General features: G+C 41.4%; 21 protein-coding genes. 10 read left to right on the plus strand and 11 right to left on the minus strand.

The window, feature by feature from the left end:
* Nucleotides 1-115: 115 nt before the first annotated feature.
* The gene (locus CSV63_RS05440) at nucleotides 116-1363 is read right to left on the minus strand and encodes an EAL and HDOD domain-containing protein (RefSeq protein ID WP_158233917.1); all 1248 of its coding nucleotides are present in this window, start codon (nucleotides 1361-1363) and stop codon (nucleotides 116-118) included.
* Nucleotides 1364-1641: 278 nt separating this feature from the next.
* Here CSV63_RS05440 and CSV63_RS05445 point away from each other — a divergent pair, with 278 nt between their 5' ends.
* The 5 genes from CSV63_RS05445 (at nucleotide 1642) to CSV63_RS05465 (ending at nucleotide 6637) form a co-directional block, all read left to right on the plus strand.
* Entirely contained in the window at nucleotides 1642-1857 is a 216-nt protein-coding gene (locus CSV63_RS05445) for a spore coat associated protein CotJA (protein ID WP_099694884.1), read from the plus strand.
* On the plus strand, nucleotides 1857-2120 hold the full coding sequence (locus tag CSV63_RS05450; RefSeq protein WP_099630474.1) for a spore coat protein CotJB: 264 nt from the start codon (nucleotides 1857-1859) through the stop codon (nucleotides 2118-2120). Before CSV63_RS05445 ends, CSV63_RS05450 begins: the two co-directional genes overlap by 1 nt.
* A 36-nt stretch (nucleotides 2121-2156) precedes the next feature.
* Complete coding sequence (locus tag CSV63_RS05455) at nucleotides 2157-2726, plus strand: manganese catalase family protein (protein WP_099694885.1); 570 nt, start codon at nucleotides 2157-2159, stop codon at nucleotides 2724-2726.
* Between the two features lie 105 nt (nucleotides 2727-2831).
* A complete protein-coding gene (locus CSV63_RS05460) occupies nucleotides 2832-4508 on the plus strand; it encodes an ABC1 kinase family protein (protein ID WP_233191966.1) in 1677 nt (558 codons plus the stop codon).
* 56 nt (nucleotides 4509-4564) lie between these two features.
* On the plus strand, nucleotides 4565-6637 hold the full coding sequence (locus CSV63_RS05465; RefSeq protein WP_199203605.1) for a catalase: 2073 nt from the start codon (nucleotides 4565-4567) through the stop codon (nucleotides 6635-6637).
* Between the two features lie 88 nt (nucleotides 6638-6725).
* Here CSV63_RS05465 and CSV63_RS05470 read toward each other — a convergent pair whose 3' ends face one another.
* Nucleotides 6726-7610 carry a LysR family transcriptional regulator gene (locus CSV63_RS05470; protein WP_099694888.1) on the minus strand — a complete coding sequence of 295 codons (885 nt, stop codon included), beginning with the start codon at nucleotides 7608-7610 and terminating at the stop codon, nucleotides 6726-6728.
* Between the two features lie 112 nt (nucleotides 7611-7722).
* Between CSV63_RS05470 and CSV63_RS05475 the strand changes: the two genes are divergently transcribed.
* The 3 genes from CSV63_RS05475 to CSV63_RS05485 all read left to right on the plus strand — a co-directional run bounded on the left by CSV63_RS05475 (nucleotide 7723) and on the right by CSV63_RS05485 (nucleotide 10799).
* A complete protein-coding gene (locus tag CSV63_RS05475; RefSeq protein WP_099694889.1) occupies nucleotides 7723-8913 on the plus strand; it encodes a coenzyme F420-0:L-glutamate ligase in 1191 nt (396 codons plus the stop codon).
* Between the two features lie 125 nt (nucleotides 8914-9038).
* The gene (locus tag CSV63_RS05480) at nucleotides 9039-9851 is read left to right on the plus strand and encodes an alpha/beta fold hydrolase (RefSeq protein WP_099695015.1); all 813 of its coding nucleotides are present in this window, start codon (nucleotides 9039-9041) and stop codon (nucleotides 9849-9851) included.
* 3 nt (nucleotides 9852-9854) lie between these two features.
* Nucleotides 9855-10799: a GGDEF domain-containing protein gene (locus CSV63_RS05485; RefSeq protein WP_099694890.1), complete on the plus strand. Its 945-nt coding sequence runs from the start codon at nucleotides 9855-9857 to the stop codon at nucleotides 10797-10799.
* A 51-nt stretch (nucleotides 10800-10850) separates the two neighbouring features.
* On the opposite strand, the gene CSV63_RS05490 is transcribed toward CSV63_RS05485, so the two are convergent.
* The 5 genes from CSV63_RS05490 to kynU all read right to left on the minus strand — a co-directional run bounded on the left by CSV63_RS05490 (nucleotide 10851) and on the right by kynU (nucleotide 16788).
* Nucleotides 10851-12035: an MFS transporter gene (locus CSV63_RS05490; protein WP_099694891.1), complete on the minus strand. Its 1185-nt coding sequence runs from the start codon at nucleotides 12033-12035 to the stop codon at nucleotides 10851-10853.
* 338 nt (nucleotides 12036-12373) lie between these two features.
* Nucleotides 12374-14005, minus strand: a complete 1632-nt coding sequence (locus tag CSV63_RS05495) for an S-layer homology domain-containing protein (RefSeq protein WP_099694892.1) — start codon at nucleotides 14003-14005, stop codon at nucleotides 12374-12376.
* Nucleotides 14006-14072: 67 nt separating this feature from the next.
* On the minus strand, nucleotides 14073-14891 hold the full coding sequence (gene kynA, locus CSV63_RS05500) for a tryptophan 2,3-dioxygenase (protein ID WP_099694893.1): 819 nt from the start codon (nucleotides 14889-14891) through the stop codon (nucleotides 14073-14075).
* 2 nt (nucleotides 14892-14893) lie between these two features.
* Nucleotides 14894-15520, minus strand: a complete 627-nt coding sequence (gene kynB / locus CSV63_RS05505; RefSeq protein ID WP_099694894.1) for an arylformamidase — start codon at nucleotides 15518-15520, stop codon at nucleotides 14894-14896.
* Complete coding sequence (gene kynU, locus CSV63_RS05510) at nucleotides 15517-16788, minus strand: kynureninase (protein WP_099694895.1); 1272 nt, start codon at nucleotides 16786-16788, stop codon at nucleotides 15517-15519. The genes kynB and kynU overlap by 4 nt, the downstream gene beginning before the upstream one ends.
* A gap of 124 nt (nucleotides 16789-16912) precedes the next feature.
* On the opposite strand from kynU, the gene CSV63_RS05515 reads away from it, so the two are divergent.
* Nucleotides 16913-17227, plus strand: coding sequence for an MGMT family protein (locus CSV63_RS05515; protein ID WP_099694896.1), 315 nt, complete (start codon nucleotides 16913-16915; stop codon nucleotides 17225-17227).
* 218 nt (nucleotides 17228-17445) lie between these two features.
* Here CSV63_RS05515 and CSV63_RS05520 read toward each other — a convergent pair whose 3' ends face one another.
* Genes CSV63_RS05520 through CSV63_RS05530 form a run of 3 tightly spaced genes read right to left on the minus strand, consistent with a single transcriptional unit; the run spans nucleotide 17446 to nucleotide 19707 of the window.
* Nucleotides 17446-18183, minus strand: coding sequence for an amino acid ABC transporter ATP-binding protein (locus CSV63_RS05520; protein ID WP_099694897.1), 738 nt, complete (start codon nucleotides 18181-18183; stop codon nucleotides 17446-17448).
* Nucleotides 18180-18896: an amino acid ABC transporter permease gene (locus tag CSV63_RS05525; protein ID WP_099694898.1), complete on the minus strand. Its 717-nt coding sequence runs from the start codon at nucleotides 18894-18896 to the stop codon at nucleotides 18180-18182. Before CSV63_RS05525 ends, CSV63_RS05520 begins: the two co-directional genes overlap by 4 nt.
* Nucleotides 18886-19707, minus strand: coding sequence for an amino acid ABC transporter substrate-binding protein (locus CSV63_RS05530; RefSeq protein ID WP_099694899.1), 822 nt, complete (start codon nucleotides 19705-19707; stop codon nucleotides 18886-18888). Before CSV63_RS05530 ends, CSV63_RS05525 begins: the two co-directional genes overlap by 11 nt.
* Before the next feature lie 235 nt (nucleotides 19708-19942).
* Here CSV63_RS05530 and CSV63_RS05535 point away from each other — a divergent pair, with 235 nt between their 5' ends.
* Complete coding sequence (locus tag CSV63_RS05535) at nucleotides 19943-21454, plus strand: APC family permease (RefSeq protein ID WP_099694900.1); 1512 nt, start codon at nucleotides 19943-19945, stop codon at nucleotides 21452-21454.
* 140 nt (nucleotides 21455-21594) lie between these two features.
* On the opposite strand, the gene CSV63_RS05540 is transcribed toward CSV63_RS05535, so the two are convergent.
* A complete protein-coding gene (locus CSV63_RS05540) occupies nucleotides 21595-23091 on the minus strand; it encodes a DASS family sodium-coupled anion symporter (protein WP_199203606.1) in 1497 nt (498 codons plus the stop codon).
* Nucleotides 23092-23166 lie beyond the last annotated feature (75 nt).

Raw genomic sequence — 23166 nt, forward strand, 5'->3', positions numbered from 1 at the left:
ACGTACTTCTGCCTATATTAATAACAGAACTAGAAATTACCAAATAGATTATAACAGTCTATATTACACATCAAAAAAGGCATCTTCAAGAGAAAATGCCTTTTTCCATATGTATTCAGTGTATTTCATTCTGTATTTCGTGCGACCAGCGCAAGGCTTGTAGAAAAATTTCACTTAATTCTTTTTTAGGGATTGCCAGTTGACGTGAAATCCGCTCTACTGATTCCCAATTAAAGTACTCTACCGCTTCTATTAGTTTCATGTAAGGGCTCATTTCGGTTTGCTTGCCATGTAACGTATCCACAATGACATCAGATAGAGAAAGTAATGGTAAAACATCTTCCCATTTACGCTGCATCACTGCGTCAATCAGTGAAAACATGCCTGTGAGAAAATACTCGTCCTTATTCGGTTTTCTGTTATACTTCGCTAGCAGTTCACATGCCCGTGCGCGACGAAGTGATAAATCAATCAGTGCTTTAACACGACCATCTTGTAGATTTTGACCTAAATCATGCAACATTAAAACTTGTAGCCATTTCTTCGTTTCATTTAACCCAATCATCATAATCGCTTGCTTAATGGAGCTGATTTGGCGCGGTATATCGAAGGCTAATGAGTTTATAAAGCGTAATAATTTATAGGAAATCGATACATCGCGCATGATTAAATCGGATAGCTGATTGATAGACTGGGAATCCTTTTGGAAATATTTAATAATTTGCAGATGAGTTAATGTATTGGATGGAATTTCTGCACCTTTAATAATGTCGGGTTTTGCGAAAAAATAGCCTTGAAACAAATCATAACCACTCTTCAATGCAAGCTGGTAATCAGCCTCCGTCTCCACTTTTTCTGCCAATAAAGTAATCGATGGATATCTTTTCAAAAATGCGATGATACGATGTTTCTCTGCTATACTCGTTTGCATGAAATCTACTTTAATAATGTCCACGAGTTCAAATAACTGTGAATATGTAAGATATTGTTCTTGTAAAATAAAATCATCCAGCACCAGAGTAAATCCCGCTTCTTTAAACATCTTTAACCGACGTAACAAAGCAGACGTTATTTCAACGTCTTCAAGAATCTCAATCACTACCTGATCAGGGTTCAGACTCATAAATACATCCTGCGCAAGTAGTTCGCCTGAAAAATTTATGAACGAACGCACACCGCTCGTCACCTGATCAATTCCAACGGAGAGAAAAGTATTGATCAATAGACCGATTGTAGCCTGTTCAGGATTTATATCAGGAAAATAGTTTTCTTCGCTATTTCGATACAATAGTTCATATGCATAAATCTCTCCTGATCGATTTAAGATCGGCTGTCTTCCGATAAATATGGAGTAATCATCCATATATTCCATCTCCGTGTTTCATTTGAACGTCCCCTTCATTATATGTATTCATCTTAGGGTATTACTGAAGCTACATATTCCCACACTTAATTCATTCAGATAATTCATTACTCCTTCTATTGTACTAGAATACACATTATTAATAAATATATTAATTAGATATAGCTATACCAAGAGCTATCTATTACGGAGATCACTTTATTTGTTACACGGAGTGATTATCTTTAGTCATATACCATAAGATCATTACATAACTTGCGAAGAGGAGTTGATAAAGAATGGATTATACGTTCAGAGGAAGTTATGAACCGTATATTTCTCCATGGGATCCGTGTCCACCTATCATAGTTAAAACATTTCCCTTGCCGCCCCAGCTTTTCATGAATTTCCAACCCGCGTCACTTCCACAATTTTCACCTGCTGAAGCTTTACAACACGGGTCGCTGTGGCCGGCGCTAGTCGACGGCTATTCAAAGAGGGAGGGGATCTCCTGATGGATGCAACTGAACGAAGAGACATGTTGAAGAATGTGCAGCAAGCTGATTTTGTGGTAGTCGAACTGACACTCTACACCAACACGCATCCTGACGATCAGGAAGCACTAACGCAATGGCGACTTGCCATTAAAGAAGCCGCAAGTCTGAGAAAAATGTACGAAAAGCGTTTCGGACCGCTTTCCTTACATTCCATACCATCGGAACAAGCAATTGATACGGGCTGGCGCTGGAACCAAGCACCTTGGCCATGGCAAATGTAGTCTCAAATATGCACTATGTTACTGGAGGGAATGTTGATGTGGGTCTATGAGAAAAAGTTATTGTATCCGGTAGAAGTCAAAGAGTGTAACCCAAAACTTGCGAGATACATTGCAGAGCAATATGGTGGTGCAGATGGCGAACTGGCTGCTGCTTTACGCTATATGAATCAGCGATACACCGTTCCTGATAAGGTCATCGGTGTACTGAATGATATTGCGACCGAAGAGTTTTCCCATTTGGAAATGCTAGCCACTATGATTTATAAATTAACAAAAGATGCTACCCCTGAACAACTTGAAGAAGCTGGACTTGGGGCTCATTACGTCAATCACGGCCATGCGTTGTTTTATGAAAATGCGGGCGGTGTACCCTTCACGACTACGTATATCCAGGCAAAGGGAGATCCAATAGCTGATCTGTATGAAGATATCGCAGCGGAAGAAAAAGCACGCGCTACGTATCAATGGATCATCAATGTCTCAGACGATGCATGGATTAATGATTCTCTTAAATTTCTAAGAGAAAGAGAAAACGTGCATTCCCTGCGTTTCCGCGAAGCGGTCGAAGTCTTGAAAGATGAACGTGACAGGAAAAAAATCTTCTAACATGAAAGGGTCTCCTTTTCTCTTTTCAATAGAGAGAAGGAGACCTTTTTAGTGTTTAATAACAGGGATTCAATGGTATCTTTTGTAGTGAGGGTTGATACGGAGGTGTTCTTTTTGTTAAAACGAAGAATGAAAAATGCACATCGCTCACAAGAAATTATTAATGTCTTTTTGAGAAATGGATTCAGTCACATCTTATTTCGTCTTGGACTGACCGATCGAAAGTTTACTTCTACGGATGAACAAGTTGATCTGAATTTATACCACGTTGGCAAAAAATTAAGAACTGCATTGGAACAACTTGGACCAACTTTCGTTAAGCTTGGACAAATTGCCAGCGGCCGTCGTGATTTAGTACCAGAGGAAATTGCTTCAGAACTTGAAAAACTGCAAGACCATGTAGAGTCCTTCCCATTTGAAGTCGTAAAAGAAATAATTGAACATCAATTAGGCGGAACAATTGAAGAACTTTTCTTGGAATTCGATGAAAAACCACTCGCCTCGGCTTCCATAGGCCAAGTGCATACCGCTCGCTTGCCTAGCGGTGAACAAGTAGCAGTGAAAGTACAGCGGCCTAATATCCAACAACAGATCAATACGGACTTAGCAATCTTGCACGACTTGGCAGGATTTCTTGAGAAGAATATGGACTGGGCGAAAGCGTACCATATAAAAGATTTAATTTATGAGTTCTCTCACTCTCTACGAGAAGAACTAGACTATCAACTAGAAGGCCGTAACGCAGAACGAATCTCGCAACAATTTGCAAAAGACCCTACTATTCAAGTTCCTGTCGTGTACGATGAATACACTACGCGTGTGGTCTTAACGGCAGGATTGGTCACCGGTATTAAAGTGAGCAATATCGGTCAATTGGACCGCGAAGGATATAATCGCCAAGTTATTGCAGAAAGAATTGCGGATTCCATGCTTTCACAAGTAATGGAAAATGGCTTCTTCCACGGTGATCCTCATCCAGGTAATATCTTCATTGCACCTGGAAACGTTATTCATTATTTAGATTTCGGTATGGTCGGCCAACTAAGTAAAGAAATGACTTATCATTTCATTTCCTTACTTATTGCATTGCAAAAAGGTAATATTGCTAGAATAATCGATGTCTTCGAAGCTATGAATATTTTGCATGAAAACACTAACACCGATGCATTATATCGTGATTTGCAGATTATTCAGCGAAAGTACTATGAGACGTCGCTTACGGATTTAAGGTTGGGCGATGTATTCATGGAAATTTTCTCAATCGCTTATCGACACCGAATACGCTTGCCGAATGAAATCGCTATTCTTGTCAAAGTGATTCTTACACTTGAAGGCGTATTAGGAAAGTTGGATCCTTCATTCAGTATTATGAAAGCTATTGAACCGTATGGTAAAAAGATGGTATTTAAACAATTTGATCCACGCTACTTACTGGAAAATGGTTGGCACACTTTTATCAGGAATGCCGAAGTTTTGTCCGAATTGCCTAACGATATGAAAAAAGCCATCAAAACTATACAAAAGGGTAAAGTAGAATTGGATGTAGGCTTGAAGCAAACAAATATCATTTTTCGCCGACTCGATAAAATTGCCAACCGTCTTTCATTAAGTATTGTGTTATTGGCATTTAGTATTCTCATGGTCGGACTGATTATCGGTTCTGCCATCGCTGGACAAACTGCGCTCTTCTTAAAATTGCCACTTATTGAAGTCGGCGCGGTCATCGCATCGCTAATGTTTATTTATCTGCTATTTTCCATCATACGTTCCGGAAGAATATAGTCCTCTGTTTACCTCCTGGCAATTGGGGAATATGAAAAGCAGATTACTATTTTACGATGGGAGGATTTTATGTGAAGAAAGATCATCAAGTAAACGAAGAGAGTAAAAACAAACAATTGGAGACATTCCGTGCATATGACTACAAACATTCTATGACGACAAATCAAGGTTTAAAGATTTCAGAAGATGAACATTCACTAAAAGTAGGGACACGTGGTCCAACGTTGATGGAGGATTTCCATTTCCGGGAGAAAATGACGCACTTTGACCACGAACGGATCCCAGAGCGGGTAGTTCACGCACGAGGCTTTGCGGCACATGGTGAATTCGAAGTATATGAGTCCATGAAGAAATATACGAAGGCAGGATTCTTACAAGAACCCGGCGTCAAAACTCCTGTATTCACCAGATTCTCTAGTGTAGCAGGAAGTAAAGGTTCTGCTGAAACTGTGCGTGACGCGCGAGGTTTCGCTGTGAAGTTTTATACGCAAGAAGGGAACTATGATTTAGTTGGAAATAATATACCGGTATTCTTTATTCAAGACGCCATTAAATTTCCAGACCTAGTACATGCTGTGAAGCCTGAGCCACATAATGAAATGCCGCAAGCTGCGTCTGCACATGATACATTCTGGGATTTCGTTGCGAACAATCAAGAATCCGCACATATGGTCATGTGGCAAATGTCCGACCGTGCGATTCCACGAAGCTTCCGTATGATGGAAGGTTTTGGCGTACACACGTTTCGCTTCGTAAACGAACAAGGTGAAGCTCATTTTGTGAAATTTCATTGGAAGCCCAAGCTCGGTGCCCACTCATTAGTTTGGGATGAAGCGCAGAAGATTAACGGAAAAGATCCTGACTTCCACCGCCGTGATTTATGGGAATCAATTGAAAATGGAAATTTCGTGGAATTTGAACTCGGCGTACAATTACTAGAAGAAAAAGATGAATTCAAATTTGATTTTGATATTTTAGATCCTACCAAGCTATGGCCTGAAGAAGATATTCCGGTAAAAATCATTGGGAAAATGACTTTAAACCGCAATGTAGATAATGTGTTTGCAGAAATGGAGCAAGTTGCATTCCATCCAGGTAATGTTGTACCAGGAATTGATTTTTCGAATGATCCATTGCTACAAGGTAGATTGTTCTCTTATACAGATACGCAGTTAATACGTCTTGGCGGACCTAATTTCCATGAGTTGCCTATCAACCGACCAGTCTGTCCGTTCCATAATAACCAGCGTGACGGATATGGTAGACAGACGATCAACGTCGGACAAACTCACTATCACAAAAATTCTTTATCCAACAATAAACCCGATACGACTCCCGAAAAAGATGGCGGATACGTACATTATCAAGAGAAGGTAGAGGGCCGCAAGATACAAGCTCGAAGCGATTCGTTTAAGGACCACTTTTCACAAGCCCGTTTATTTTGGAACAGTATGTCTGACCCAGAAAAAGAGCATATCATCGCTGCATTCAGCTTTGAAATTGGAAAAGTGAATGATATGAATGTGAGAAAACAAGCCGTAGATATGTTTGCTAATGTCGATATGGATATGGCTACCCAAGTTGCAGATGCAGTGGGTGTCGATGCACCAACAGATGTTGTGCAGTCCACTGAATCTAAGTCATCCCCTGCCCTTAGTCAGGAAAATATGGTGAAGGTACCTGATACTCGTACAGTGGCGGTATTGATCGCCGACCAGTTTGACGATGAAGCACTTGAGCCATTTTTGAAAGTTTCATTGGATGCAGGTATGACGATTGATATTGTGAGCGAGAAGTTCGGCAAGCTGACTGGTAAGAATGGAGCTACAGTAGATGTAGACGAAACGTTGTTGACAGTTCACTCCGTCCTATATGATGCGTTGTATGTCGTCGGCGGACAGGCGAAGCAACAACAGAAGTTCGAAGCGGATGTTGCTGATTTCGTCAATGAAGCGTATATGCATTTCAAACCAATCGGCTCTGCTTCAGCGGCTAAAGAGTTGATGGAGAAGACGAAAGTAAAACCAGGCCCTGGCATTCTGACAGACTTGGCGGTTTCAAGTGAAGGCGAGCAGTGGGTAGAGGCAGTTGCACAACACCGCTTCTGGGATCGTAATATTTACGCATAATCAAACCAAGGCTGTCGCAAGAAGATCCTTCTTGTGGCAGCCTTTTTATGCACAGTTTTACGTTCATAATTAGTAGCGTGTAACTTGTCTACTTCTTCTCCAATATGTCAATAAACTTCGAGGCTGCTGGTGATAATGACACTGCCTTTAGGAAGCATACGCCGATACTCCGCTTAGGTATGGGCTTTAGAAATTCTACTTCCTGCAGCATGCCACGTTCCAAGTATTCTTCCGAGAATTCTTTCACTACACACGCAATGCCCAAGTTGATTTGGGCAAATTCCAGCAACAATTCATGCGACCCCAGTTCAAATTCAGGATAAATCTTTACACCTTCCTTCAACAGAAACTCCTCTACATACTGCCGCGAATTGGATTTCGACTCCAGTAATATCAAAGGCAACCTCGAGAGCTCATGCAAAGGCACAGGTTTTAAAAATAACTTCTTAAACCGTTCGCCATAAACGAAGGTATCCTGCACATCGAAACAAGTACGCTTCTCCAACGAATCATCTTCAATTGGAAAATTACAAATTGCAATATCCACTTCGCCAGATTTCAACGCGGCGATTAGCTCTAACGTAGTACCATTAATGATTTTGAATCGGATACCCGGAAAACTCGTATGAAAAGCTTCCAGATAAGGGAGCAGATAATAACGCGAGATCGTGTCCCCTACCCCTATTTTTAATTCACCCGATGATAGATTCTTTAATTCCTGCAATTTTTCATTGCCTGCCTCGATTAAATTCAGTGCCGAATTGACATACTCGTATAGCAAGGAGCCTTCATCGGTCAATGACACTCCTTTGGATGTACGATTGAATAGACGTGTATCCAATGCTCCTTCTAGCTGCGAGATGATTTGACTGACAGCAGGTTGTGTCATAAATAAACTTCGGGCGGCTTTTGAGAAGCTTTCATTATGCACAACTGTACGGAAGACTTTATACCACTCCAAGTTGATCGACATATAAACCCTCCTTATATCCCCTATTAAGTATATTAATTTTACTTATATCATAAATGGACGGTATAATACAAAGAAGAGTGATCAAATTGAGTTTCACTAAGGAGCGATTGTTTTGGGAAGAGTTGTAGGAACGGTTGTTAGAGGATTACGTTGCCCAATTATTAATGAAGGCGACAATATTGATCAGATCGTAGTGGATAGTGTATTAGAAGCTTCTAAAAAAGAAAATATTACTTTTCAAGATAAAGATATTGTATCTATCACGGAGTCGATTGTAGCGCGTGCACAAGGAAACTATGCAACAATCGATGATATCGCAAAAGACATTGAAGCGAAATTCGGCGATGATACTATTGGTGTCATTTTCCCTATTTTAAGTCGTAACCGTTTTGGAAACTGCTTGCGTGGTGTGGCAAAAGGTGCGAAAAAAATCGTTTTAATGCTTAGTTATCCTTCCGATGAAGTCGGTAATCACTTAGTCGAGCTTGATCGTCTAGATGAAAAGGGTGTTAACCCTTGGACTGACGTATTGACTGAAACTGAGTTCCGCGAACATTTCGGTGATAATAAACACCCATTCACAGGCGTTGACTATATTGAATACTATAAATCATTAATGGACGAGTTCGGTGTAGAACACGAAGTCATATTCTCCAATAATGCGAGAACGATTTTAGACTATACGAAAACTGTATTAACTTGCGATATTCACACACGCTTCAGAACAAAGCGTATTTTGGAAGCAAATGGTGCCGAAAAGATTTACGGTTTGGATGATATCTTGAAAACTTCTATCGACGGCAGTGGCTACAACGAAGAGTTCGGATTACTTGGAGCAAACAAAGCCCAAGAGGATAGTATCAAATTGTTCCCTCATAGCTGTCAGCCTATAGTGGATAACATTCAGAACATGTTAAAAAAAGAAACAGGCAAGCATATTGAAGTGATGATTTACGGAGATGGCGCGTTTAAAGATCCAGTGGGTAAGATTTGGGAACTGGCTGATCCAGTTGTATCCCCTGCATACACAAACGGGCTCGATGGTATTCCAAATGAAGTGAAACTAAAATACTTAGCTGATAATGATTTCTCTGAGTTGCGCGGAGATGAATTAAAGAAAGCTGTGTCGGATTTCATTGAGAATAAAGATTCAAATTTAATGGGATCTATGGCGTCACAAGGAACAACTCCTCGTAAGCTAACGGATTTAATCGGATCCTTATCAGATTTGACTTCAGGTAGCGGAGACAAAGGTACACCTATTGTCTTTATTCAAGGCTATTTCGATAACTTCACAAACTAATACATTACACCTGTGGGCATCCTCACAGGTGTTTCTTTATTTTATTGCCCATGTATTATAAACAGATCTTTCTATGCTACAATGGTAATAATTTACGTGAAGTTCAAAAGAAAGGAATTGAGCATATGACAATAGATATTAAAAGTAGAAATGCTGTCCAAATAACAGGTTCTGGTGAACAAACACTAGTCTTCGCACACGGTTTTGGCTGTGATCAAACGGTATGGAATCATGTTATTTCTGCATTTGAAAAAAACTATCGAATTATCACGTTTGATTACGTCGGCTCTGGTCTAAGCGATAAGACGGCCTACTCAGTAGAGCGTTATGCATCCCTGCCTGGATACGCACAAGACGTAATCGAGATATGTGACGCCCTAGACCTAAAAGATATTATTTATGTTGGTCACTCTGTAAGCGGAATGATTGGTGCACTCGCATCTATTAAAAGACCTGACTTGATGGAAAAACTGATTATGATTGGCCCCTCTCCCCATTACTTGAATGAACCTGATTATCGTGGTGGATTTGAACGAGAAGATATTGATGAATTGCTCGATATGATGGAGATGAACTATAAAGAATTCACTAAATATTTAGCTCCTATTGCTATGAAAAATGAAGATCGACCCCATCTCTCCGAAGAGTTCGAATCTATGCTATGTACGAATGACCCTAGCATTGCACGCCGCTTTGCAGAAGCAACATTCATGTCAGATGTTCGCGAGGAACTACATAAGGTTTCAAAAAGAACGCTTATTTTACAGCCAACCGAAGACTCAATTGTTCCGATAGAAGTAGGACACTATATCCAAGAGCATATTCAGGATAGCGAACTAGTCATCATGAAAGCAAAAGGACATAATCCACATATTAGTCACCCTACAGAAACTATTGAAGAGATTAAACGTTTTATCGAAGAGAATAGGAGCGTATAAACTATGGATGAGCGGTTAGACTTATTACCTTGCGGATATTTCGTCTTAACAAATGGCTGGGAGTTTGTTGAAATGAATCAGACGATGCGAGATATATTACGCCTAGACAAAATGCCGCGACATATGCATGATGTGTTAACAGTCCCATCTAAAGTCTATTTCCAAACCTATTTCGTACCGTCAATTGCTGTACACCATGAAATACGGGAAATGTATCTAAACTTTAAAGTAGATAAACGCCCCCTTCCTGCATTGATGAATGTTAGTAAACGTAATGGACTGTATGAAGGGATCGTTGTCCAGATTAAAGTACGGGATGAATATGAGAATCAGTTATTAAAATCAAAAAAAGAAGCGGAGAAAATTCAACAACAGACGGATGAAGCGTACAATAAATTGCTTGGATTGCTTGAGGAAGTAAAATACAAGCAACAGCAACTTCTTGAATTGAATGAAGAACTTCAAGAACTAGCGACACGGGATGAATTGACTGGACTTTATAATCGTCGTGTATTCCGAAGAAGTTTAGCAGCTGCAATCGATCGTGCAAAACTCCATACGCCATGTTCATTCTCCTTATTGTTGTTTGACATCGACCATTTCAAAACCGTAAATGATACACACGGTCATCAAGTAGGAGATGAAGTACTGAAGGAATTAGCTTGTAAGTTGGAGAACAAAATTTATTCTCCCGACATAGTAGCACGAATTGGCGGCGAAGAATTTGCCATACTATTCGATGATCCTGATCACCAACGGAACTGTGAAAGAGCAGAAGAGCTTCGAAGCTATATAGAGAACTGTGAATTGAGTAACATCTCGATCACCGTTAGTATGGGAATCACGAGTTTCCAAAAAGGCGACCAATCGAAGTATATTTATGGCAGAGCGGATGACGCTCAATATACTTCTAAACGTAACGGTCGAAATCGTCTAACATGCATATAAAAACGACACTACTTATAACATGTAGTGTCGTTTTTATATAGTTTATCATTTCTATTCCACGATAGCACGTTGACGCATCTGACTGAACAGCATGAATAAGCCAAGCGCGATTAGTACTACAACCATGAGAACCAAATACAGTTGTTGGTAGCCGATGATCGGTACAAGTAATCCGAGTACATACGGACCAAAGCCAAAACCCATGTCTAAGAAGATGAAGAACGTGGATGTAGCAACACCTAAGCGCTCAGGTTTCACGCCCTGCAACGCAATCGCTTGTGCACATGATTGAAAGTTTCCAAACCCGAGTCCAAGGACACCACCCGCAAGCAATAGCATCCAACCTGCATTTGTCTCGCTTAATACTAACAAGCCGCCAGCAAATAATGATAATGAAGGATAGACGACAAACTTACTCCCCTTTATATCCAATAGCTTTCCAGTGTATGGTCTCGAGAGCAGTACAGCAATGGCATATACTAAAAAGAAGAAGCTGGCTGAACTGACTAAGTTGAGTTCTGCTGCATAGAACGAAATGAATGACAGCACACCAGAATAGGCAATAGCAGCTAACAAAGTCACGAACGCGATCGGTAATGCGCGCACTTCTACTAATCCGTTAACTCCAAGTTTCTTTGTGGGTGTTTGTACATTCTTTTTAGGCATGACCATGGGGTTTTTCTTAACAAAAGTGAACATGGCTGCACAACTAACACTGAGTGCCAGACAAAACATAAAGAGTACATTGAAATGATAGTGCTGACTTAGGAAAATACCGAAAAATGGCCCAACCGCTGTAGCCAGGACCGAGCTTAAACTGAAATACCCAATACCTTCACCTCGACGTGAAGGGGGTAGCATTTGAGCTACCATCGTGCCAGTGGCGGTCGAAGATATACCAAGTCCAACTCCATGAAAGAATCGGTTTGCCATCAATAAGGGTAAGTTACCTACACCAAGATAAAAGATGGATGCCACTACAGAGACTAACAATCCTATCAATAGAATCCTCCGGCTACCGACCTTTTCTATTAAACCACCTACTGCAAGGCGTGCACAAAGTGTTCCAATGATGAAAATGCCTGACACGAGACCTGCAACACTAGTTGATACGCCATACTCCTTCACTGAATAAGGCGCAATGGTAACTATAAGTAAATACATTACTAGCATTAAGAAGAAGTTGATGATAGATATAACGACAAAGTCTTTTGTCCAAATGGTCCTATTTTCCATTTTACCACTCTCTCAATTATGAAGATTTTTATTCCTTCGTTTTCTTACACGTACGCCCACTTCTAACTCTTTCCCTGTGGCATCATCAAGTATATTCTCTTAAAACACTTCCAAGTCTACCATACTACTTAAATTCGATGTTCGTCCTTGTTTTGCTAGACAACTTTAATGACACTTGGCTTTTCAACTTTTCTACGTGCAGCAATTTCTGCTAACGTCATTTTGTCTGAATTTATACATAAACTATATCATTAATCGACATTCGACTAGTATCACTTCATTACTGAACAATAGTAAAAGGCAAACCCCGATGTGAGGTTTGCCTTTTGACGTGTATATTACTGTGCAATGGCTTCCAATGAATGAACGACCATTTTTGCAGCATGTGCTCGCGTTGTGGGTTGGTTTGGCATGAATTTGCCATTATCCCCTGTTGCGATATTCATTTGGTAAAGACCAGCGATTGCCCACTGCGTGTCTTTTGAGAACTTCTGAATATCCGTAAACGGTGCAGCCACTGTTGGAGTGAAAGGCTTTCCAGTTGCTACTTCATACGTTCGGCTAAGTACTAAAGCTAGTTGCGCACGAGTAATGGGCTTGTTTGGCATGAAGTGACCATTAACTCCATGAACTAAATCATGGTCATAAGCCGCTTGAATATCCCTCTTGGTGCTGTCCGCGTAGTCTGCTAAGTCAGTAAATGCCCATTTTGTGCTTTTAGGTTTTAAATCCAGCGCACGGACAATGATTGATATAGCTTGTGCACGTGTCAGTGATGCGTCCGGTCGGAAAGTATGGTCTGCATAGCCACTAACAATACCCTTACTTGCCGCCATTTCGATTACTTCTTTAGCCCAGTGATTTGTGATATCTGTAAACACCATAGTTGGCTCTTTATCTACTGTGTATTTAGTATTCAAGTGTTGTATACTCCTCGTGCCGTTCTGATTAACGGCTTGAACAGAGAAACGATACTCCTTATTCGGCTCAAGATCTGCAATTTCATAGGACAATACAGGAGACATCACTTCGCCTACCATTTTATCGCCAGCAAAGACTTGATACGTCGAGACCATTCCCGTATCAATAACCGGTTTCCAGTTTAACTCTACTGTTGCCGCATTTTTGGCTGTGACAGTAAGCGCATCTTTAGCAAACCATGAATAGTTCTCCATCAATGATTTATGGAAAGCCTCCATCACTACTTTGTAGCCTGATTGACTTAAATGAATATTTTTAGGATTAGGCAGGTACGTATAAGGATCCTCGGCAATTTTCTTTGATGTCTCTACAAACTGTGCTGTAGTGCCTGTCATACCTTTTTTAATCGCGTCATTTAACGTGATGACGAGCTGATTCACTACAGGTTGATTTTGTGGACTCAAGTAAGGGAATGGGTTGTAATAGCCCATCACATATACTTGTGCATCCGGGTTCAGTTGATAAATTTTAGCCAAGATCTTTTGCGTATTCATTCCTACTTTCATTATAGCTGCTTGTAATTCCTCTGGATTGAATTGCGGTGTGCCGTTGTCATCAAACGTAACCTTTGGTAACACATCATTTGCGCCAATTGTTAACGTAATGAGATCTGCTTCTTTCACCGATTGATGAAGGCTAGCGGTTTTATCAGAATGTCCGATACCTATGATCGGCTTCGTGACATCCATCTCAAAATCCTTCAAAATATCGTCCGTTTTATATCCGGGGTACGAAAATCCTTTGTTGCTCGCTTGCAATACTTCACTTGTAACCAGTTCCTCTGCTAAAAAGTCTGTATAGCCTTTACCTAGTTCGTTATTCGGTGTGACACCCGCCGCTAATGAATCCCCTAGCGCTAAATAATTAATAGGTGAAATCCACGTAGGTGCTTTTTCAGGATCTGCAGCAGACGTTTGTAACGGGAGGATAGCCATTTGCAAAACTAAGGCAAATGTTATCACAACATAGCTAAACGACTTTTTGGTCATTATACATACCACCTTTCCATTTTCAGATTATTATAAATTCAATAATAGTCGCTAGCTTGCCAGTTTGTCAAATCTCAGTTCGAACATCCCACAGTTCTGGAAAAAAGCGATGATCAAGTACAGATTTTAGATAACGTACTCCCGAAGAGCCACCTGTACCTTGCTTAAATCCAATAATACGCTCCACTGTTTTCATATGCCTAAAGCGCCATTGTTGATGGCTGTCTTCGATATCCACGAGCTTTTCTGCCAATTGATACAAATCCCAATATTGATCTACATTGCGATAGACTTCAAGCCATGCAGCCGTAACACTCGGATCGCCCTCGTAAGTAATTGAAAAATCACGTGTTAGTAAGTTCGGATTGATAGCAAAGCCTGCACGTGCCAACGCTTGAATGGCTACATCATAAATCCCTGGGGCTTGATACGCTTTCGCCAATCTCGCTGACAGCTCGGAATCCTTTTCATAGATTTTAATAATATGTGGTTGCTTATAACCTAAAGCAAACTCAATCAAACGATTTTGATAGGATTGGAACCCTGAGGCCTTACCTAAACTGTCCCGAAATTCCATGTATTCGGCAGGTGTCAACGTAGCTAGTACATCCCAGGCCTGAATAATCTGAGTCTGAACTTTCGAGACGCGTGCAAGCATTTTAAACGCTTCTGGTAACTCATCTTGCTGAATTGATTCGATCGCTGTTTCCAGCTCATGTAAAATCAGCTTCATCCACAATTCATTCACTTGATGAATCACGATGAAAAGCATTTCATCATGATGTCCTGACAAACGTTCTTGGCTCGATAGCACCTTATCTAAATGTAAATACTCACCGTACGTCATCGATTCGCGGAAATCGGTGTAAATTCCTTTCTCCTTCATAGCTACAACCTCCTGACGACTGCACGGACGGGACTTCCATCCGCATCTTCTAGTGCCAATGGCAATGCAACTAATTCATAATATCCTTCTTCCAATGAATGCAATACTAGATTCTCGATGATGATCACATCATTGCGATATAACGAATGATGACCAGGTAGATCTTTACTAGTCTCCGAATCAACAGATGGCATATCCACGCCGATTAGACGTATACCCCGCTCTTTCAATAATGGTCCGACATCTTCTCCGATAACCGTGAAGTTCTCAGGAAACTTCGTTGGTGTTGGATGACTCCCCGTTTTCAATAATAAGCGTTCTGCGCCGCCGAAATCAAACGGCTCTAAGTCTGCCTTTGTCACACAACGAACCCCTGTTACATCTACCAAACAAGCTTTGCCTATATACAAATCCACTGGTAATTCCAAGATTTTTAATCCATCGTCATCATAATGAAAAGGTGCATCCGTATGCGTGCCGATATGTGTACTCATCGTTAATTTGCCGATATTAACGGAACCGGATTGCTCTTTCGTTACGGTTACTTCATAGGTAAACGGTGTGTCGCCAGGCCACTCCGCAATATGTTGGTTCAAAGGTTGTGTAATATCGATCCACTGATTCGTCATGCTACTACCCCGCGTTCATTCGGAAACTGTTTATATAGATTTTCTCGCATAATATTTTTGAGGATTTGTACCGTTTGCCAAACGTCTTCGAATGAATTATACAATGCAACAGGTGCTAGCCGAATACCGTCAGGTGCACGGAAGTCTGGAACGACGCCTTGTGCTTTCAATGCTTGACATATTCTTGCCGCTTCCTTGTGCTGTAGTAATAAGTGGCCTCCACGCGAATCGTCTAGTGGATTCCCAATACCAAAAGAATACGCACCTAGTTCATTCTCTATACAACACAACATAAAGCTCGTCAGTTTCAATGACTTCTTACGGATTTCCTCCATTCCAAGCTCCTCGAACATTTCAAGTGAACCGAGTAGCGGAGCCAGGCTCAATATATGCGGTGTGCCGATTTGGTATGCGCCCGCATCTATTGCAGGAGTCATCGAATGATTCATATCAAATTGCTTGTTCTTATCAGAGCCGAACCATCCTGCAAGTCCTGCTTCTTTACCAAAATGTCGTTCATTGACGAATAAACCACCGACAGAACCAGGTCCGCCATTCAAATGTTTATATGTACACCAAAAAGCGAAATCTACGCCCCATTCGTGAAGTGCATGCGTTACGGATCCTATCGAATGCGATAAATCGAACCCAATTGGGATACCTCTTTCTCTTGCCGCTTGCGTAAGCGTTTTCATGTCCAGCACCTGACCACTACGATACAAAACGGATGGCAGTACAATCAACGCGACATCCTCCGTCATGGCATCAATGATTCGGTTTTCATCCAACGTTAAACCATCTTCACTTTTCACACGAATCAGATGCTCTTCCGGATCCAGGCCCTGTACACGTATCTGACTTTGTAAAGCATAAATATCTGACGGAAAATTTAATTCATCCGCAAGTATTTTCGTTCGTTTCTCCGAAGGCCGATAAAATGTAGAAATCATTTGATGTAGATTCGTCGTAGTGGAGCCCGTCGCAATTACTTCCGACTTTTCCCCACCAACTAGCGGTGCCATTCTTCCACCTATTTGTTCTGCCATGTAATACCACGGATGCATTCCTTCCGTCCAGCCATCAATTGCAAGTGTTTTCCAAGTGTCTAACAGTTCGAATAACTTTTTCTCTGCACGCTTTGATAATAATCCAAGTGAATTACCATCCATATAGATTTTCTCTAACGGTAAATAAAATTCTTCTCTGTAAGATGCAAGTACATCTCGCTGATCTAGTGTTTTTGCGTACTCTAACGTATTGGAGTTCATATATATTCTCCTTTCTAACTGTACATAAATAATACCATACTGGCATTATATGTCGTCTGAATATTGGCATGACCTCCCGCGACATTCTATGCTAGACTTTATTGAAAAGGAGGCTGTCACCACTATGGAAACATTTACAGAACAGGCCGTGGCAATCATTCAAGCTATTCCTCCAGGTCGTGTGATGACCTATGGACAAGTAGCCGCAGAAGCGGGCAACCCTCGTGGCGCAAGACAAATCTCACGTATTTTACATTCGATGAGTGCTAAATATGAATTACCTTGGCATCGTATCATTAATGCACAAGGCGGAATCTCTACTCCGGAAAACGCACAAAGTAAAGGTGAAACGCAACGTGAACGATTGCTCGCGGAAGGTGTTCAATTCAATGAAAATGGCCGTGTCCCTCTCGATACGTATCGCTGGCACCCTGATTGAATGGAAATTTGTTAATAGAGCGGTTGTGGAATTGTTATGAGCGCTTGAACGAGTCGATAGAGCGTTCATAGTGATGGATAGAGCGGCAGATGGGCAACATAGAGCGGTTAAGGATGAACTACGATCACTTATACTAATTAATGAGCGCAACAGTTAATTTTCGCTCATTTCAACACAAAAAATCGCTTGGCATTTAATATGCCAAGCGTTATTTGTGTCTATACTTGTAATAAACTCAAAAACTTCTTCGTTCGCTCATGTTTTGGATGGTTGAAGATCTCAGCTGGTGCACCGCGTTCTACAATGACACCTTCATCAATAAAGATTACTTCATCAGCCACTTCCTTAGCGAACCTCATTTCATGTGTTACGACAGCCATCGTCATACCTTCATGCGCTAGATCCTTCATGACGCGAAGTACTTCACCGACAAGTTCAGGATCTAGAGCGGATGTCGGTTCATCGAATAACATGACTTTCGGATCCATCGCAAGCGCTCGTGCAATCGCGACACGTTGTTGCTGACCGCCTGAAAGTTGGAATGGATACTTGTCTTTATGATCAGCCAACCCTACTTTATCAAGTAGAAGTTCTGCCTTCTTCACGGCTTCCTTATGCGATAGCCCTTTGACTGTAGTGAGACCTTCTGTTACATTACCTGTCGTTGTCAGATGCGGAAACAGATTATAGCCCTGAAATACCATTCCTGTCAATCGACGGAATGCACTAATAGATTTTTTAGAGACCGCTGAATTAAAGTCTAACTTCTGCCCATCTATAGACAGCACACCACCATTCGGTGTTTCAAGCACATTCAAACAACGTAACAACGTAGATTTACCAGAACCCGATGGACCAATTATCACGACCACTTTTCCCTGTTCGATTTCTAAATCTACATTTTTTATCACTTCTTGCGATCCGAAAGACTTTTTCAGTCCTTGTATAGAAATCATGATAATCCCCCCGTCTTACCGACAACACGATCCAGGCGTATTTCAATTCTCCCTTGAATGATCGACAAGATAAAACAAATCACCCAATACACAAGAGCTGCCATGACATAGACGAATAAAAACTCATAGTTCATAGAGGCAATTTCTTGCGCCCGCCTAAATGTCTCAGCTACTAAAATCGTAGCTGCGAGCGAAGTATCTTTTACCAATCCAATAAAGGAATTCGAAAGCGGTGGCACAGATACTCTGGCGGCTTGCGGCAAAACAATCTTCCGCAATGCCTGCGAGTAATTCATGCCAATAGAATATGCTGCTTCCCACTGTCCTTTAGGAATGGATAGTATAGCTGCTCTAATAATTTCCGAAGCATAGGCACCGACATTCAATGAAAATCCTATGACCGCAGACGGGAAAGGATCAATGGTAATGCCGATTGTTGGCAACCCGTAGAATATGATAAATAATTGTACAAGCAAAGGGGTTCCGCGGATGATTGATACATATATCCGCGCTATTGCTCGTAAGAATTTATTAGATGAAATTCTCGCTAATGCAGTAAAAATTGCAATGATTAATCCAATACTAAATGCAATGATTGCCAAGGGAATCGTATACTTAATAGCCCCTTCAATCAAAGGCCCGATGGATGTAGATGCGATTTCCTGGAATCTCTGTAACCGTTCGGGACTTAGTGCAATCGTATTAAGATACATCTTCGCCGAACCATTTTTCGGAGATCGCCTTTAATGTACCATCTTCACGCATCGCATCCAACGCTTTGTTTATTTCTTCTATTAAGTCTTCATTGCCTTGTCTGAATAAAAAGGCGCTCTCTGATTGATTGTCTTTAGAGATTTCCTCTTCCTCAATAATTTTAATAGGCGCATCAGGTTTTTGCTTTAAGTAGTCGAGTGCAGAAAGTTTATCATTGTACGTACCATCTACTCGTTTTGAAATGACTAAGTCGACACCTTGGTTAAAGCCGTCAATCTTTATAATTTCCGCGCCATTAGCTTTCGCTAGTTCCCCGTAGTTACTTGTCAATGTCTGCGCAGCTTTTTTTCCTTCCATTCCATCAAACGCAATATCAGCGTCTTCACGAACAACTAGGACAGAGTTCGAGTGCGTATATGCTTGAGAGAATTCATACTTTGCTTTGCGCTCTTCATTAATACCGACTTGGTTGGCGATCATGTCAAAGCGTTTTGCATCTAATCCTGCGAAAACAGCGTCCCACTGTGTTTCAAAAAACTTTGCTTCCACCCCTAGACGTTTAGCCACTTCTTGTGTAACTTCTACATCATAGCCTGTGAGCTTTCCCGATTCATCATGAAAAGAGAAAGGTGCGTATGTTCCTTCTGTTCCTACATTAAGTACTCCGTTTGCGAGTACATCTTCTAGCAACCCGTCTTGCTCTGCCGGTTTTTCAGCGGAGTCGTTGGGTTTACTTTCTTCTTTCCCGCCACATGCTACCAAAAAAGCAGCCAATAAAACGATCATAAACGGTATAAGTACTTTTTTCATTTATAAAACCCCACTATTCTTATAAGTATTTGTTGTTTAGAATCATAAAAGATTGCGTAGACTCTGTCAACATCTAAAGCTTGTATTGTATGTTATTACACTATACAGAATTCATGATCAAAACTAAATACTTCTGTCTTAAAATAGTAAAATAATAATATGATCCCTTACACGTTTTGATTGCCTAAAGAAAGGGCATACAATCGCTATACTACGAACTTAGGGGTTGGATCACATGGATCAAGGATCTGAAAACGTACGAAGGAAATTAAATAAAACATTAAAGCCATCATGGGTTTTTGCGATTGCACTCGGTTCATCTGTTGGTTGGGGCGCATTCATCTTACCGGGAGATTGGATTCAATCATCCGGACCACTAGGCGCAGTCATTGGATTAGGAGTTGGTGCACTCGTGATGATGATCATCGCCTCCAGTTATGGCGTAATGATCAAGAAGTTTCCGGTTTCCGGTGGTGGATTTACATATGCTTTTGTAGCGGCAGGTAAAATATGGGCGTTTATTTGCGGTTGGTTCTTATCACTCGGATATATATCGATCGTTGCATTGAATGCTTCTGCACTCACTTTATTACTGAAGTTTTTAGCGCCTGGATTTATGAAACAAGGGTTTCTATATAGCGTCGCAGGGTGGGACGTCTACATACCCGAAATTATCATTGCCAGTTTACTGATTTTAGTATTTGCATTTATTAACACGACAGGAACAAGTATTTCAGGTCGGATTCAATTTTATTTCAGCGTCTTACTCGTTGCTAGTGTCCTAGTGCTTGGTATCTTCACATTCGCTGGGGCCGAACAACCACTTACAAATATGCAACCTTTGTTCAAAGGTAACCAGTCCATTATTACTTCTATACTTGTAGTATTGGCGATTGCACCATGGGCATACGTTGGATTTGATAATGTGCCACAAGCCGCGGAAGAATTTAACTTTTCTCCCCGTAAAGCAACTATACTAATTGTAGCTTCTCTTTTCACTTCATTCATAATCTATGCAATCATGATTGGCTTAACTAGCTGGACATACCCTGCATCGGCAAGTATTGGAAGTGGGGATTTATGGATAACGGGGGATGTGGTTCAATCCGCACTAGGGGTCGGGGGATTAGCTGTTATGGCAGTGGCGATTGTCATGGGAATCTTCACTGGTTTGAATGGATTCTTCATGTCTTCTAGTCGTCTATTATTCTCTATGGCGCGCGCACGTGCGTTACCTAACTTCTTCCGCGAGATGACAGCTAACCAAACACCTAAATGGGGGATTTGGTTCGTAGCATTCATTACATTGCCGACACCATGGTTTGGTCGTCAGGCATTGACCTGGATCGTCGACATGTCTTCAACGGGCGTATCCGTAGCCTACTTCTTCACTTGTCTCGCAGCATTTAAAGTACTTGCTTTTGGCAAAGAAGAAATGCGACGCGAAATTGCACCATTAAAAAAGTTCTTGGCTTTACTAGGTATGGTGGCGAGTGGGTCGTTCTTGGCATTATTACTTGTGCCAAACTCTCCGGCAACACTCGAAACTCCTTCATACCTACTGTTACTCGCTTGGACAATCGTTGGAGTAGTCTTCTATACGGCCATCCGCAAGCGTTATAACAGCTTAACGCAAGAAGAAACCGAGTATTACGTATTAGGTAAATCCATCGAATCAGAAGTGATGGATACAGCGCCTGCAAAACAAGAATCAGATCTACCAATTCCACATGCCACTCGTTTGTAGACATACTAGATAAAAGTAAAACGACCGCCACAAATCTACACTGCTTGTGGCGGTCCTTTCTTATAATTAATTAGTATTATTGATATCACTATGTCTAACACTTGTAATCGTAACGGTCTCTGCTTTCGCTACGTACAGTATTATAGAAGTCCAATCCACTGCCAGTATGTCGCACTGAATAGCAAGATTAGTAAGTAGCCGATAATTGTGAGCGGAACACCCGTCTTTAGGAAGTCTTTCACCGAGAAAGCACCCGTTCCATAAGCCAACATGTTCTGCGGAGCACTTACAGGCAATAAAAACCCGAAACTGATGACGAACTGCTGAATCAAAACAAATCCAACTTCATTGACATCTAGTGAAATAGTCGTTGCTAAGGCAATAAATATCGGAATCAGTGCAGAAGATAAACTCGTTGCACTGGCAAATCCGAGGTGAATCAAGATATTAAATAGCGACAGTAAAGCAATCGTTGCGAGCAATGGCATTGTGTCTAAGCCCATTGCACCGAACACTTTATCAGACAGCCACTGTGCACCTGTTGTATCTAATAATAGTGTGCCCAGTGAGATACCTACAGCGAAGACGACGATCGTTCCCCACGGAATCATTTGTTGAACAGTTTTCCAGTCAAATACACCAATTTTCGGTGTCAGTAAAATCGCAATGGCAACTATGGTGACAGTCGTTGTATCAAATGGATGCAGTTTTTCTTCTGTTGCCCACAATAAAAGTAAAGCAGCTGCAACGACGATCAAGCGGAGTTCGGAAGCTTTGATTTTGCCTAGTTCTTTTAATTGGCCTTGAATCAATTCCTTACCGCCTTCTACTACTTGCGTTTCGGGTTTAATAGCCAATTTCATGATGAAGTATAAAGCGATTGACATGAGAATAGCCCATGGAGCAGCATACAAGAACCATGAACTCCAGGCAACCGATACACCGAACTCCTTCTCAATAAAGCCAAGCGCAACCATATTCTGCGCAGCACCCGTCTTAATGCCAACGTTCCATATTGAAACGGATTGAACAGCCGTGATGACGAGCAAAGCTCCCAATCGACTGTTTGTTGGTAACCCGAATGCAGCGACCATACCAAGCAAAATCGGTACGACTGCACCGGCACGCGCGGTTGCACTTGGTACGAAGAATGCTAAGACGATGGATACGACGATGGAACCAAAGATAATCGCCCCGGTCTTGACGCCTACTTTCGAGAGGATGTACAGCGCTAAGCGTTTATGCAAATTGGTTGTCTGCATAGCAGTTGCAAGGAATAACGCTGCCGCTACTAATGCTACAGCGGGACTCGAAAATCCAGCCAATGCCATTCTCAAGGCATTTTGCGTTCCTAGCAGTTCCTCAGGATTTTCCATATTTGGTGAGAGGCCGAGGAGGACTGCGGCTAAACCGAGAATCATGGCTGCACTGACAGGGTATGGTACGGCTTCTGTTACCCATAGGATAACTGCGAATGCTAAGATAGCAAGTGCTCTCTGGCCGACTACAGGGAGGTCTGCAGGGTTAGGAAGTAAAACGATCGTTAGGAGTGCAGCGAATGCCAAGAGTATCCACACTCCATTAAGATTGCGTTTTTGCTTCTCAGGCTGACGCGAATCTTCTTGTGCTGTTGTCACAAGTTTTCATTCCTTTCTAGACGTAGTTATTTTTTCATCATACCCAAAACATTTTACAATTAACTACATTCACGA

It is taken from the genome of Sporosarcina sp. P34 (assembly GCF_002743375.1).
In the GTDB taxonomy this organism is placed as follows: Bacteria; Bacillota; Bacilli; order Bacillales_A; family Planococcaceae; genus Sporosarcina.

Coding starts and splice junctions, on each gene's coding strand:
- CSV63_RS05440 (WP_158233917.1), bottom strand. CDS start 1,363: ATGGATGATTACTCCATATTTATCGGAAGACAGCCGATCTTAAATCGA.
- CSV63_RS05445 (WP_099694884.1), top strand. CDS start 1,642: ATGGATTATACGTTCAGAGGAAGTTATGAACCGTATATTTCTCCATGG.
- CSV63_RS05450 (WP_099630474.1), top strand. CDS start 1,857: ATGGATGCAACTGAACGAAGAGACATGTTGAAGAATGTGCAGCAAGCT.
- CSV63_RS05455 (WP_099694885.1), top strand. CDS start 2,157: ATGTGGGTCTATGAGAAAAAGTTATTGTATCCGGTAGAAGTCAAAGAG.
- CSV63_RS05465 (WP_199203605.1), top strand. CDS start 4,565: ATGGGAGGATTTTATGTGAAGAAAGATCATCAAGTAAACGAAGAGAGT.
- CSV63_RS05470 (WP_099694888.1), bottom strand. CDS start 7,610: ATGTCGATCAACTTGGAGTGGTATAAAGTCTTCCGTACAGTTGTGCAT.
- CSV63_RS05480 (WP_099695015.1), top strand. CDS start 9,039: ATGACAATAGATATTAAAAGTAGAAATGCTGTCCAAATAACAGGTTCT.
- CSV63_RS05485 (WP_099694890.1), top strand. CDS start 9,855: ATGGATGAGCGGTTAGACTTATTACCTTGCGGATATTTCGTCTTAACA.
- CSV63_RS05490 (WP_099694891.1), bottom strand. CDS start 12,035: ATGGAAAATAGGACCATTTGGACAAAAGACTTTGTCGTTATATCTATC.
- CSV63_RS05495 (WP_099694892.1), bottom strand. CDS start 14,005: ATGACCAAAAAGTCGTTTAGCTATGTTGTGATAACATTTGCCTTAGTT.
- kynA (WP_099694893.1), bottom strand. CDS start 14,891: ATGAAGGAGAAAGGAATTTACACCGATTTCCGCGAATCGATGACGTAC.
- kynB (WP_099694894.1), bottom strand. CDS start 15,520: ATGACGAATCAGTGGATCGATATTACACAACCTTTGAACCAACATATT.
- kynU (WP_099694895.1), bottom strand. CDS start 16,788: ATGAACTCCAATACGTTAGAGTACGCAAAAACACTAGATCAGCGAGAT.
- CSV63_RS05515 (WP_099694896.1), top strand. CDS start 16,913: ATGGAAACATTTACAGAACAGGCCGTGGCAATCATTCAAGCTATTCCT.
- CSV63_RS05520 (WP_099694897.1), bottom strand. CDS start 18,183: ATGATTTCTATACAAGGACTGAAAAAGTCTTTCGGATCGCAAGAAGTG.
- CSV63_RS05525 (WP_099694898.1), bottom strand. CDS start 18,896: ATGTATCTTAATACGATTGCACTAAGTCCCGAACGGTTACAGAGATTC.
- CSV63_RS05530 (WP_099694899.1), bottom strand. CDS start 19,707: ATGAAAAAAGTACTTATACCGTTTATGATCGTTTTATTGGCTGCTTTT.
- CSV63_RS05535 (WP_099694900.1), top strand. CDS start 19,943: ATGGATCAAGGATCTGAAAACGTACGAAGGAAATTAAATAAAACATTA.